Source organism: Arthrobacter sp. IK3, from assembly GCF_051337705.1.
In the GTDB taxonomy this organism is placed as follows: Bacteria; Actinomycetota; Actinomycetes; order Actinomycetales; family Micrococcaceae; genus Arthrobacter_B; species Arthrobacter_B koreensis.
This window is the reverse complement of record NZ_JBPPSW010000010.1, coordinates 162326-174487: the sequence shown is the minus strand read 5'-3', so window position 1 is coordinate 174487 and position 12162 is coordinate 162326. Positions and strand designations below refer to the sequence as shown.

Here is a 12162-nt window from a genome sequence, read left to right as displayed (position 1 = left end):
TACCTGGACTTGCTGACGATAGGACCACAGATGACAACCGATACAGCTGCCGAAAGCCGCATGGCCCCGCCCGCGGGCGTACCCTCCGTTCCTGACGATCCCTTTTCCCTGGCGAACCTCGCTGATCCCTACCCGCTGCACGAAAAGCTGCGGGAAGCGGGACCCGTGGTCTGGCTGGAGAAATACGGCTCCTACGCCGTGACCCGCTATGACCCCGTCTACGAGATCCTGACCGACTTCGAGACGTACATTTCCGGGGGAGGGCTCGGCCCGGCGGACCGCAGGACGTCCACTGAATGGCGCCCGGCCGGAATCCTCGAATCGGATCCACCCACGCACACCGCCATGCGGCGCGGGCTCTCAAAGGTGGTGAGCCCGGCATCGGTGCGCCGGCTCCGGGCCGACTTCGAACCGCCGGCGCGCGCGCTCGTAGAGAAGCTCGTAGCGCAGGGAAGCTTCGACGTCGTCACCGACCTGGCGGAAATCTATCCGCTGCAGGTGTTCCCTGATGCCGTGGGCATACCGCAGGAAGGCAGGGAGAACCTGCTGCCCTACGGGTCCATGACCTTCAATGCCTTCGGCCCCAGGAATGAGGTCTACGAGGAAGCATTCCGGGACGCCGATGCCGTCTCCGCCTGGGTGATCGAGAACTGCGAACGCCGCAACCTCAGCCCGGGAGGCTTCGGCGCGGGAATCTGGGAGGTCGCCGACGAAGGGGGCATCACTCCCGACCAAGCCGTGCTGCTGGTCCGTGCCCTGCTCTCCGCCGGCGTCGACACCACCGTCACGGGGATCGGCAACACCCTCCTCTGCCTCGCAGCTAACCCCGAGCAGTGGGAGAAGCTCCGCGCCAACCCAAACCTGGCCAAGTTCGCCGTCGACGAGGCCCTTCGCCTTGAATCACCCTTCCAGATGTTCCACCGCACGGCTGCGGTGGACTCCACGATCGAGGGCATGCCCATACCCGAAGGAGCCAAGATCCTCCTGTTCATGGGAGCGGCCAACCGTGATCCTCGGAAATGGGGCGAAAACGCGGACTCCTTCGACCTGGACCGCAGTGCTTCCGGCCACGTCGCCTTTGGCATGGGACTTCACCAGTGCGTGGGCCAGCCCATTGCCCGCCTGGAAATTGAACTGGTGCTCCAGGCGCTGGCGGCGCGCGTGGAACGCCTTGAGCTGGCCGGGGAGCCCGTGCCGCAGATCCACAACGTGCTGCACGCGTTCTCATCGATTCCGGTGAAGGTGGTTCCGGCGGGCAGCTAGGGCGCCGAACCCAACGCACCATGACGCGCAGAGACGCCCGAGGCACCCGGATGGGGGAGCATCGGGCGTTTCGCTATATAAACAGGGATAGCCCATACATGGAATGGACGGATTTACCGGAGGTCGGCGCAGTGGCAGGACAGGCAGCAGCCAAGGGCAAATCGGTCACCTCCCGTGCGCTGAACATTCTGGGAGCGTTCGACGCCGGGCACGTGAAGCTGACGCTGTCGGAGATTTCACGGCGCTCGGATACACCGGTTGCCACGTGCCACCGGCTCCTGGGCGAACTGCTTGAGTGGGGGGCAGTCGCCAAGCGGGGCAACCACTACTACGTGGGCCACAGGCTGTGGTCGCTGGGGCTTCTTGCTCCGGTGGAGAAGGACCTGAAAACGATCGCCGGGCCGTATATGCAGGACGTGCTCTTCGCTACCAGGCAGGTGGTTAACCTGTTTGTCCTTGAGGGGCAGCATGCCCTGTTGATCGAACGTTTCTCGGGGACGGCCGTGGGCAAGCCCGTGGCCCAGGTGGGGGACAGGCTGCCGCTGCACGTCAGCGCTGCGGGAAAGGTCCTCTTGGGGTACGCGCCGGCTGAGGTGCGCGCGAAAGCCTTCGCCAGCCTGATCCGCCGCACTCCGTACACCGTGACCGAGCCGGGAAAGCTGCACCGTCAGATACAGGAGGCACGGGACAACGGGTATGCGCTCACGCGTGAGGAGCAGGCGCTGGGCACCTCCGGGCTGGCGGTCCCGGTGCTGAACGGAAGCGGCCAGCTTCTGGCAGCGCTGGGCGTGGTTTTCATTGGGCCCATGCGTGAACCCGAGCGGGTTATCCCCGCGCTCCAGGTTGCCGCGGCCGCCGTCGGGCGTGAAATCGGTTCACTCGGCTGAGCCGGAGGGCACCGGCCCTGGATCCTAGTGAACCGGGAGTGCCGGAACCCGGCTAATCTCAAAGCGGTCACCGGGCGCCGCGACCGTAACCGTTCCGGCGAACTCGGTGCGGACGCCCGCTTCCCATTCCTCATCCGTAGCCAGGCCTGCAAGGTGGGAGAGAACAACGTGCGGCACCCCGGCCTTCGCCGCAACGCGTCCCACGCCCGGGGGTGTGGTGTGGGAAATCTGCTGGTGATTCAGGAATTCAGGGGCCATGTCCAGGCCGGCGAAGTACTCAAGGTTGACGGCTTCGTGGATGAGGAGGTCTGCTCCGGTGGACAGGGTGACCATGTTGGAACACTCCGTGGTGTCGCCGGAAATGACTACCGAGCCGTAGCGGCTGTCGAAACGGAACGCGAAGGCCGGGAAAACTGGAGGATGCTCCACGAGGATCGCCGTGACCCGAACCGCATCATCCTCGAACACCAGGAACGGTTCCATAGCCGGAGTGGAGTTTCCGGAAGCGGCCGCGGCAACCGGTCCGGGGAGCGGAATGTCCGCGGCGACGATGAGTCCCCGCAGGTCCGGCCGGCCTTCGTCATGGACCCGGATCCGTATGTCGTAGGAGAACGCCTCAAGCAGATGGTCAACCATGGCGGCAGTCCCGCTGTCTTGAGCACCGGCTGCCTGGGGGTCCGCGCCGGGGCCGAACACGGGCACCGGGGCAGAGACTCCGTTCACCGGACGGCCCCAGTTCCAGAGGAAGTAGCCGGGCAGCTCAGCGACGTGGTCCGAGTGCAGATGCGTAATGAAGCCGGCGCGCAGGTCCTCGCCGCGCAGTCCGGCACTATGGGCGGCACGCGTGACGCCCAGGCCAAAGTCCACCAGGTAGAAACCTCCGTCCACCACCACGGCCGTTGCCATGCCCGGATGCGGGCCGCGGATCGCCGGACCGGCAGCGGTGCCCAGGGTAAGAACGGACATGCCGGGAGCAGGCTCCGGGCGGAGGGTCTTCATGATTGTGCTCGCATCTCTTCGCCTGCCGGGCGAGTTGGAAGTCGGATGCCTCCAGAATGCCCGCAGGCGGAGAGAAAGGAACGAAGTGGTTTCCAGCCACCGGAAAACTTCAATTGTTGCTCAGGTCACACAAATTTACAGTCGAATCCGTAATTGCTTCGCGCGTCCGTGCAGAATTCCCTCGACGAAAGCCTGGTAGGAAAGTGTCCCTCAAAGAACCCCCCACATCCCTGAAACAGGATGCCGGCACCCCACGCAACTGGTCCGCAGCCAAGCGCAGCCGCTACGGCTGGTTCATGACCTATTCGCTCCTGGTCCTGATGATGCTCAGCTGGGCTGACAAGGCAGTACTGGGTATCGCAGCCGTTCCGATCATGCGGGACCTGGGCGTTACCCCGCAGCAGTTCGGCCTGGTCAGCAGCGCCATGTTCCTCACCTTCGTGGTGATCCAGTTTGCCGCGGCACCGCTGGCCAACAGGATCCCCACCAAGTGGTTCCTCCTGGTGCTGTGCCTGACCTGGTCCGTGGCCCAGATGCCGATCCTGCTCTTCGCCACGCTTCCAGCGCTCTGGGCCTCCCGGCTCCTGCTCGGTGCGGGCGAAGGGCCCCTGGCCCCGGTGCTGATGCACAGCATCTATAAGTGGTTCCCGGAGAAGAAGGGAGCCACCCCGGCAGCAGTGGCGTCGGCGGGTGTGACCCTCGGTGTGGTTGCCTTCGCACCCGTCCTGGCATGGATCGTCGGATCATTTGGGTGGCAGACGGCGTTCGCCGTGCTGGCAGTCGTCGGCGTTGTCTGGTCCGTGTTCTGGGTGATCGCCGGCAAGGAAGGCCCCTACACGAGCCGCAGGGTGGAAGCGGAAATCGAGGGATTGGACCCGGCAGAGCTGAGCCCGTCGGAGGACACGCACTCGGTCGATACCAAGATCAGCTACCGGCGCACCATCTTCACGGCCAGCTGGATCATCGCGGTGCTGACGTCCTTCATTGGCTACTGGACCTTCACCCTGGCGATGTCCTGGGGGCCGGCGTACTTCGAAACGGTTCTCGGCTTCTCCAGCCAGTCCGCCGGAAGCATGATCGCGCTGCCCGCAGCGTGGGGTGCGGTCGCCACCATCTCCCTAAGCGCCCTGACCCAGCGCCTGCACCTTCGCGGACTTCCAACCCGCCAGGCACGGTCCTTCGTCCTCGGCGGCGCGGCCACCATTGCAGGAGCAGCGCTGCTCGGGGCAACCATGGTTGCTTCGCCGGCGCTGTCGATGGCCCTGCTGGTGATCGGCCTGGGAACGGCACCTGCGCTGTTCGCCATCACCTACCTGATCGTCTCCGAGCTCACCACTGTTGCCCAGCGCGGAGCCAACCTGACCATCGCCAACGCGGTGCTCTCCTCCGGCGGTATTTTCGCCCCGGCAGTCTCCGGCTTCCTGATCGGCGGAGGCACGTCCCCCGCCGCCGGCTACACCGCAGCATTCGCCCTGGCAGGCGGTTTGATGCTCCTGATGGGCATCCTGGCGCTGCTGTTTATCAACCAGCAGCGCGACGCCCGCAGGCTTGGCATTACGCCTGCCGCAGCCGCGGCCCCGTAGAAGTCCAGGCAGAGGCGCACGACCCGCAGCACGAACGCGAAAGGTCCCCTTCCAGCATTCGGAAGGGGACCTTTAGCGTTCCCTGCTGGCTGTCCTCAGGTAAGCCGGCAGCAAGCCGGTTGTGTGCAGGACGGGCAGGACGGGGCTACGCCGCGGAGCCGCCGGCCCCGTGGGCACCTGCCGCGGAGCCGCCGGCCCCGTGGGCGCCTGCCACGGCGTTGATGGTCCGGGTCTGCAGGTATTCGGAGAGACCCCAGGAACCGCGTTCACGTCCCATGCCGGAGGCTTTCCACCCGCCAAAAGGCGCGTCGACTTCCACCTGGGTGTGCTGGTTGATCCACACGGTTCCGGCCTCGATCCGCGAGGCCAGGTTGTCCGCGCGCTCCAGGTCCGGCGTCCAGACCGATGCACCCAGGCCGAATTCCTGTCCGTTGAGGTGCGCCAGGACCTGTTCAACGTCGTCGTAGACAGAGACAGGCAGCGCCGAACCGAACTGCTCCGTACAGACCAGCGGAGTGTCATACGGGGCATCGGCAACGATGGTTGGCTGCATGAAGTACCCGGGAAGTTCAGTGCCGGTGCCGCCGCCGAAAGCCAGCCGCCCGCCGTCGGCCGTTGCCTGCTTCACCAGCCCGGCAACCAGGTCACGCTGCGCCGCGTTGTGCATGGGGCCCATCCCGGTGCCGGCGTCCAGCCCCCGGCCAACCACCAGCCCTGCCGCAGCGGCGGCGAGTGCTTCCGTGAACTCGGCAGCCCTGCTGCGCGGCACGAAAACGCGCTTGACCGCCATGCAGACCTGCCCGGCGTTGCGGAAAGCCGAACCGATGATGCCTGCTGCCGTAAAGGACGGATCGGCGTCGGGCAGGACGATTGCGGGATCATTGCCGCCCAGCTCCAGGGTTACCCGCTTCACTGTGGGTGCCGCCTGGGCCATGATGGCGGTTCCCACTTCGGTGGAACCGGTGAAGGAAATCTTCCGGACGCCCGGGAGCGTGCTGAGCGCCCTGCTCAGGACACCTCGCCCCGTGACGCAGGCGAGAACGTGCTGCGGAAGGATGGTGTTTATCAGCTCCACCAGGGCAATGGTGGACAGCGGCGTGCTGGGGGACGGCTTGGCGATGACCGTGCAGCCCGCAACGAGCGCGGGAGCCAGCTTCACTGCGAGCAGCGAAATGGGAAAGTTCCACGGGGTGATGGCGCCAACAAGGCCCACCGGCTGGTACTGCACGGCGAGCCGGCGTCCGTCGCGCTCGGGCAGGTACTCGGTCTGATCCCACTCCAGGTCTGCGTAGTAGTCGAACAACCCGGCCGCCACCGTGAACTCCATGACGGCTTCGCGCAGGACCTTGCCCTGTTCCCGGCTGAGGATTTCGCCGAGCCGCGGAGCTTCGGTGCGGATGGCCCCGGCGATGGACCGCAGGGCGTCGCGGCGGGCCTCGCGGTCGGCGGCCCAGGCCGCGGCGGCGGTGCCGGCCCGGGCGACGGCCAGCTCGACGTCGGCTGCTGTATGCAGGGGAGCGGCGTCCACCACTTCAAGGGTGGCCGGGTCATGGATCTCGTACGTCGAGGGGGAAACAGTCACAGGCCGTCCTTTGTCGCGATATTACTGATGCTCCCAGCGTTGTCCGCAGCCCCCAAACGGACAAGTTCACTTGTTCGCCCAGTGGAAAGCAGAGCTTGCCTGCGCCGCAGTGCCGGAGAAGATGGGTGTAGCCGCGGCTGGTGCCGCGGAGCACGCAGGCAAGGGAAGGCAGGGGCATGTTTGCAGGACAGAGGATCGTAGTGACCGGAGCGGCGTCAGGCATTGGCGCCGCGGCCGCGGCGGCATTCAGTGCGTCCGGGGCAGAGGTCATCGGGGTGGACCGGAACCAGCCGGAGAGCTTCAACGGAGAGTTCATCCGCGCTGACCTGTCGTCGCCGCAGGGTGTTAGCGCGGCTGCGGGGCAGGTCCCGGGGACCATCCACGGCCTGGCAAACATTGCTGGTGTACCGGGAACCGCCCCGTTCGAGTTGGTGCTCGGAGTGAACGTCCTCGGGCTGCGGGATCTGTCCGAGGCGCTGCTGCCCCAGATTGCCGACGGCGGTTTCATCACCAACCTCGCCTCCTCAGTTGCTGCCGGCTGGGCAGAGCGCAAGCCGCAGCTCGCCTCCTTTGTCTCCACAGCGGACTGGGCTGAGGCGCTCGCCGCGGTCCAGGGCGATCCTGAGGTGACGCAGAATTCGTACCGCTTCTCCAAGGAAGCCGTCCGGCTGCTGACCGAACTTCAGGCGAGCCGGAACCTGGGCCGTATCCGGGTGAACTCGGTGAGCCCCGGGCCGGTTGAGACGCCGATCCTGGCTGACTTCAAGAAGGACCACGGCGTGGACAAGGTGGAAGGGGCGGTGGCGCTCCTGGGCAGGGCCGGATCCGTTCAGGACATCGCCGCGGTAGTGACGTTTCTGGCCTCCGCGCCGGCCGGCTGGATCAACGGCACGGACATTCGGGTGGACGGCGGCCTTGCCGCTCACCGCGGTTCGCAGCAGCTGTTGACTGCTTCCTAAACCGGCCCGCCCGGAATAGCCGCACATGGAACGGCTCCCCAGCCATGGCCAGGGAGTCGTTCCAAGGTCCGGCCGATGAACCTACTGGTCCCGGCCAAGTGGACCTGTTCTGGTCCCGCCTTAAGGAACCTCTTTCAGTAAAACACCGGCGGCGCCGGAAGGAACCCCCTCGCGGCGATTTTCTCGCCAGATTTCCGGTGCTCGATGTTCCGCAGGTCACCGAGCCGTGCCAGGCAGGACGAACGTGATAGACACAAAGCATGGCAACTACCGCATTCAAAGAAAATCCTGTCCGCACCTCCGGTGAACTCCCCGCTGAGGGAACTTCCGCACCCGCCTTCTCGCTGGTGGGAACAGACCTGTCCGAGGTCTCCAGCGAAGCGCTCGCCGGACGCCGGGTAGTCCTGAACATTTTCCCCAGCGTGGACACCGGCGTCTGCGCCGCCAGCGTCCGGCGCTTCAACGAGATTGCTGCCGGGCTCGAGAACACTGCAGTTGTCTGCGTCTCGAAGGACCTGCCGTTCGCGCTTGGCCGTTTCTGCGGTGCAGAGGGCATCGAGAACGTTGTTGCCGCGTCGGCGTTCCGCAGCAGCTTCGGCGAGGACTTCGGCCTGACCCAGTCCGAAGGTCCGCTGCAGGGCCTGCTGGCCCGCGCCGTCGTCGTGATCGACGCGGACGGCAGCGTGCTGCACACGCAGCTCGTTCCCGAAATCACCACCGAACCGGATTACGACGCCGCGGTGGCCGCCCTGGCGTAGCCTACCGTTCACTGAAAGGCCCGTTCCGCGCCTGCGGGGCGGGCCTTTGGCGTGCACCCGGAGTGCTGGGGCCGGGTGGATAGCGGCCTTGGGAGGCCGTGACTAGGCCTTATGCGGGGCAGGCCTTGACTAGGATGGGTTGCGGCGGTTCCCGGACGGTCCGCCTGAACGCACGACGAACAAATCTATGGGGGAAAGAATGGACAGGGACCAGGGACGGCCCGAGGACCAGGACGCCGGCAGCGAGGACACAGGAGTTGCCAGCGGCACCGGGGACAACGCGGCTGACGACGGCGGCACCCGGGACGGCATGCCGACGGCGCCGCTTCCGCCGGAAGCCGGGAAGGCACCCGAAGGCGAGCCGGTGCCCGAAGACGAGCCGACGCCCGCACGTGAACCGGCGCCCGAAAGTGAACAGGCGCCGGAAGCCGGGAAGGCACCCGACGGCGAGCCAACGCTCCCGCAGCCGGGAGGCTTTGCAGCTCCTGGGGGATTCGACGGCGGCCCGTCCCTTCCCTACGGAACGGACCAGGCACCGCCGGCACCGCCGCACAACCCCTACGCCTCGGTTCCCGGCGCTCCCGCGGGGTCCGGAGGCGGTTATCCCGGCCAGCCGCCGTTCACCAACCCCGGCGACTACCCGGGCTTCGCCGGCCAGGGAGCCGGAAGCCAGGAAAATGCCGGCCCGAATCCGCAGTACCAGGGCCAGGGCTACCCGGGCCAGCCCGGTCAGCCTTCCCAGCCCGGTCAGCCCGGTCACCAGGGCCAGCCTGGCCAGCCAAGCTACTCCGGCCAGCCAAGCTACCCGGGACAGCCCGGCCCCTACGGAAACCACGGCCAGTCCGGTTACCCCGGCTACCAAACCGGCTACCCCGGCCAGCCCGGTTATCCCGGCCAGCCCGGCTACCCCAGCTACATGCCGCCGCCGTCCACCCCGGGCAAGGGGCTGGCAATCGCAGCCCTGGTGCTGGGCATCCTGGCCCTGCTGGTGTGCTGGATTCCCTTCGTGAACGTGGTTGCCTTCCCGCTGGCAATCGTTGGCGTGGGCCTGGGCATTCCTGCGCTCGTCAAGGGCATCAAATCGAAGAACATCGCCAAGCCGCTGGCCATCGCCGGACTGTCCGTTTCAGTGCTGTCGATCGTCGTCGGGATCGTCGTGAACACCCTCGTCGTCGGGTCGCTCCAGGACGCAGGCTACTGGGAAAGCGGAACCGAAGCCGGTACGGAGTCCTCCACCGAGGACTATTCCGAAGAGCTCCTGGACGCTGAAGAGCAGGACTACTCCTACGAGTACTCGGAGAGCTACATCAGCGGCCTGGTCTCCGAACCGGCCAATTCCGCCGGTGACGAAGTTACCGTAGGCGATTACACGGTCACCCTGACCGAGCTGGACCGCGACGCCGCTGCCCAGGTGCAGGAACGTGACACCACTGCCGGCGCGCCGGACCACAACTATGTGATGGCCCGTTTCTCTGCGGTCTACAACGGCAGCGGCGACGGCCGGCCCTGGCTCGACCTGCCGGCAGAACTGATTGGAACCGACAACCGGATCTACAGCGTCCTTGGCTGCTCCAGCAACCTCGGAGAGCTCAGCGTTGACCAGGAACTGCTGGGCAGAGGGGACTCCGTCACCGTTGAACGGTGTTTCGACGTTCCGGACAGCGCGCTGGGAGAGGACTCCCGGCTGGCCATGCGCATGATCCTCGCCGAGGAGAACAACGACGAGGTGTACTGGCGCCTGCCGTAACCGGCACGAAAGCCGAACACACCAAACGGTCCCGCGGCAAAGTGCCGCGGGACCGTTTGCGTTTGTACAGGAATCAGCGGGAGGAGAAGGCGGCGTCGAACGCGGCCTCCGGCGGATCCATGGCCAGGGAACGTACAAAGGCCAGTGCCTCCGGGGCGCCGACCAGGCGGTCCATGCCGGCGTCTTCCCACTCGACCGAAATCGGGCCGTCGTAACCGATGCTGTTCAGCATCCGGAACGCGTCTTCCCACGGCACATCACCGTGGCCGGTGGACACGAAATCCCAGCCGCGGCGCGGATCCGCCCAGGGCAGATGGGAGCCCAGCCGGCCGTTCCGCCCGTTGGACATCCGCTTCTTCGTGTCCTTGCAGTCAACGTGGTAAATCCGGTCCTGGAAGTCCCAGAGGAAGCTGACCGGATCCAGGTCCTGCCACACGAAATGGCTGGGATCCCAGTTCAGGCCAAACGCGGGGCGGTGTCCGATCGCTTCGAGCGCCCGGACCGTGGTCCAGTAGTCGTAGGCGATTTCGCTGGGATGGACTTCGTGGGCGAACCGGACGCCCACCTCGTCGAACACGTCCAGGATCGGATTCCAGCGGTCCGCGAAGTCCTGGTAGCCGGCTTCCACGGCGTCCGCTGAAACCGGCGGGAACATCGCCACATACTTCCAGATCGATGAACCGGTGAACCCCACCACCGTCTTCACGTCCAGTGCTGCCGCCAGCCGGGCGGTATGCTTCATTTCCTCCGCGGCGCGCTGCCGCACGCCCTCCGGATCGCCGTCGCCCCACACCTGGTCGGGCAGGATGTCCCGGTGCCGCTGGTCGATGGGATCGTCGCAGACGGCCTGGCCCTTGAGGTGGTTGGAGATCGCGAAGACCTGCAGGTTGTACTTCTCCAGGATGTCCTTCTTGCCCTGGACATATCCGTCTTCATCCCACCGCCATGGATCCAGGTGGTCGCCCCAGCAGGCGATCTCCAGGCCGTCGTAGCCCCACTCGGACGCGAGCCGGGCCACCTCCTCGAACGGCAGGTCGGCCCACTGGCCGGTGAACAGGGTGATCGGTCGTGACATGTTCGGCTCCTTCGCCTAGGAATCGGGGGCGGGCCCTAACCCACCGGGGTCCAGCTGCTTGATGCGGCGGCGCTGCGGGTGACCGAGTCCAGGACCTTCTGGACCTGCAGGCCGTCAGCGAACGACGGCGACGGCGGGCTTCCGGCGGCCACAGCGGTAACGAAGTCGGTCACCTGATGGACAAACCCGTGCTCATAGCCCAGCGAATGTCCGGCGGGCCACCACGCACCAACATAGGGGTGGCCCGGTTCGGTGACCATGATGCGGGTGAAACCCTGCCGGTCCGCCGGGCCGGTGAAGTCGTAGAACTCCAGGAAGTTCAGGTCCTCCAGGTCGAAGCTCACCGCTCCGCGGGTGCCGGAGACCTCCAGGCGCAGCGCGTTCTTTCGTCCGGTGGCCATCCGCGTTGCCTCGAACGTGCCCAGGACACCGTCCTCGAAGCGGCCGGTAAACAGTGCGACGTCGTCCACCGTCACCGCCCCGCGCGCAGTTCCGGTGCCACGCTGGCCGCCCAGTCCGCCGTCGGCCCCGGCTGAATCCGGCAGCGGACGGCTCTCCACCAGCGTTTCCAGAGTTCCGCTGACCTCGGTCAGTTTGCGGCCGGTGACGTACTGGGCCAGATCGATGATGTGGGCGCCCAGGTCTCCCAGCACGCCCGAACCTGCCTTGTCCTGTTCCAGCCGCCAGGATAGCGGTGCCTCCGGATCCACCAACCAGTCCTGCAGGTAGGCGGCGCGAACCTGGCGTATGTCGCCAATCGCCCCGCCCGCCACCAGGTCACGGGCGTGGGTAGTCGCGGGGAGCCGCCGGTAAGTGAACCCCACCATCGCCTGGACGCCGTTCCGCGCAGCGCGGGCAGCGGCGTCGGCCATGGCGGCTGCTTCCTCAACGGTGTTGGCAAGCGGCTTTTCGCACAGCACGTGCTTGCCTGCCTCCAAGGCGGCGATGGCAATCTCGGCGTGGGAAGCGCCCGGAGTCACGATGTCCACGACGTCGATGTCCTCCCGCTCCACCGCTTCGCGCCAGTTGGTGGATGTCTCCGTCCAGCCCCACTTGGCGGCCGCCGCGGCCGTCCGGCCGGCGTCGCGCCCTACCAGCAGGGACATTTCGGGCTGCAGCGGAAGGTCGAAGAAGCGCGGCGCAACCCGCCAGGCCTGGGAATGCGCCGCACCCATGAACCCGTGTCCCACCAGTGCGATCCTCAGCGGTTTGTGCATGTTTCTCTCCTAGCTGCCGCGGGTATACCGCGGCGGGAATGGTTCCTGGGTCCATCTGCGGGGCGCCCCACCACGCCCCGCAGATGGACAGA

General features: G+C 66.4%; 10 protein-coding genes. 6 read left to right on the top strand and 4 right to left on the bottom strand.

The features are described 5' to 3' along the window. The first annotated feature begins 30 nt into the window (after positions 1-30). Both ACSLGO_RS14340 and ACSLGO_RS14335 read left to right on the top strand, forming a co-directional pair. Entirely contained in the window at positions 31-1263 is a 1233-nt protein-coding gene (locus tag ACSLGO_RS14340; RefSeq protein WP_436401355.1) for a cytochrome P450, read from the top strand. Between the two features lie 98 nt (positions 1264-1361). Beyond that, positions 1362-2150, top strand: coding sequence for an IclR family transcriptional regulator (locus ACSLGO_RS14335; protein ID WP_436401354.1), 789 nt, complete (start codon positions 1362-1364; stop codon positions 2148-2150). A gap of 24 nt (positions 2151-2174) precedes the next feature. Here the strand turns inward: ACSLGO_RS14335 and ACSLGO_RS14330 are convergent, their stop codons facing one another. Continuing rightward, the gene (locus tag ACSLGO_RS14330) at positions 2175-3116 is read right to left on the bottom strand and encodes an MBL fold metallo-hydrolase (protein WP_226802528.1); all 942 of its coding nucleotides are present in this window, start codon (positions 3114-3116) and stop codon (positions 2175-2177) included. A gap of 236 nt (positions 3117-3352) precedes the next feature. Here ACSLGO_RS14330 and ACSLGO_RS14325 point away from each other — a divergent pair, with 236 nt between their 5' ends. Further along, positions 3353-4732, top strand: coding sequence for an MFS transporter (locus tag ACSLGO_RS14325; protein ID WP_325787766.1), 1380 nt, complete (start codon positions 3353-3355; stop codon positions 4730-4732). 145 nt (positions 4733-4877) lie between these two features. Here the strand turns inward: ACSLGO_RS14325 and ACSLGO_RS14320 are convergent, their stop codons facing one another. Further along, a complete protein-coding gene (locus ACSLGO_RS14320; RefSeq protein ID WP_436401353.1) occupies positions 4878-6314 on the bottom strand; it encodes an aldehyde dehydrogenase family protein in 1437 nt (478 codons plus the stop codon). Positions 6315-6490: 176 nt separating this feature from the next. On the opposite strand from ACSLGO_RS14320, the gene ACSLGO_RS14315 reads away from it, so the two are divergent. The 3 genes from ACSLGO_RS14315 to ACSLGO_RS14305 all read left to right on the top strand — a co-directional run bounded on the left by ACSLGO_RS14315 (position 6491) and on the right by ACSLGO_RS14305 (position 9778). Beyond that, positions 6491-7273, top strand: a complete 783-nt coding sequence (locus ACSLGO_RS14315; RefSeq protein ID WP_387005656.1) for a coniferyl-alcohol dehydrogenase — start codon at positions 6491-6493, stop codon at positions 7271-7273. Between the two features lie 260 nt (positions 7274-7533). After that, the gene (gene tpx, locus ACSLGO_RS14310; protein ID WP_091607475.1) at positions 7534-8031 is read left to right on the top strand and encodes a thiol peroxidase; all 498 of its coding nucleotides are present in this window, start codon (positions 7534-7536) and stop codon (positions 8029-8031) included. Positions 8032-8230: 199 nt separating this feature from the next. Further along, positions 8231-9778 (top strand): hypothetical protein, encoded by a 1548-nt coding sequence (locus ACSLGO_RS14305; protein ID WP_436401352.1) that lies wholly within the window; start codon positions 8231-8233, stop codon positions 9776-9778. A gap of 73 nt (positions 9779-9851) precedes the next feature. Here the strand turns inward: ACSLGO_RS14305 and ACSLGO_RS14300 are convergent, their stop codons facing one another. Next, positions 9852-10853, bottom strand: a complete 1002-nt coding sequence (locus ACSLGO_RS14300; protein ID WP_263128342.1) for a sugar phosphate isomerase/epimerase family protein — start codon at positions 10851-10853, stop codon at positions 9852-9854. Positions 10854-10888: 35 nt separating this feature from the next. Beyond that, positions 10889-12070, bottom strand: coding sequence for a Gfo/Idh/MocA family protein (locus ACSLGO_RS14295; protein WP_436401351.1), 1182 nt, complete (start codon positions 12068-12070; stop codon positions 10889-10891). Positions 12071-12162: the final 92 nt, after the last annotated feature.

Excerpts from the sequence above, each read along its gene's own strand:
- ACSLGO_RS14315 (WP_387005656.1), top strand. The coding sequence starts at position 6,491 with ATGTTTGCAGGACAGAGGATCGTAGTGACCGGAGCGGCGTCAGGCATT.
- ACSLGO_RS14300 (WP_263128342.1), bottom strand. The coding sequence starts at position 10,853 with ATGTCACGACCGATCACCCTGTTCACCGGCCAGTGGGCCGACCTGCCG.
- ACSLGO_RS14305 (WP_436401352.1), top strand. The coding sequence starts at position 8,231 with ATGGACAGGGACCAGGGACGGCCCGAGGACCAGGACGCCGGCAGCGAG.
- ACSLGO_RS14330 (WP_226802528.1), bottom strand. The coding sequence starts at position 3,116 with ATGTCCGTTCTTACCCTGGGCACCGCTGCCGGTCCGGCGATCCGCGGC.
- tpx (WP_091607475.1), top strand. The coding sequence starts at position 7,534 with ATGGCAACTACCGCATTCAAAGAAAATCCTGTCCGCACCTCCGGTGAA.
- ACSLGO_RS14295 (WP_436401351.1), bottom strand. The coding sequence starts at position 12,070 with ATGCACAAACCGCTGAGGATCGCACTGGTGGGACACGGGTTCATGGGT.
- ACSLGO_RS14340 (WP_436401355.1), top strand. The coding sequence starts at position 31 with ATGACAACCGATACAGCTGCCGAAAGCCGCATGGCCCCGCCCGCGGGC.
- ACSLGO_RS14335 (WP_436401354.1), top strand. The coding sequence starts at position 1,362 with ATGGAATGGACGGATTTACCGGAGGTCGGCGCAGTGGCAGGACAGGCA.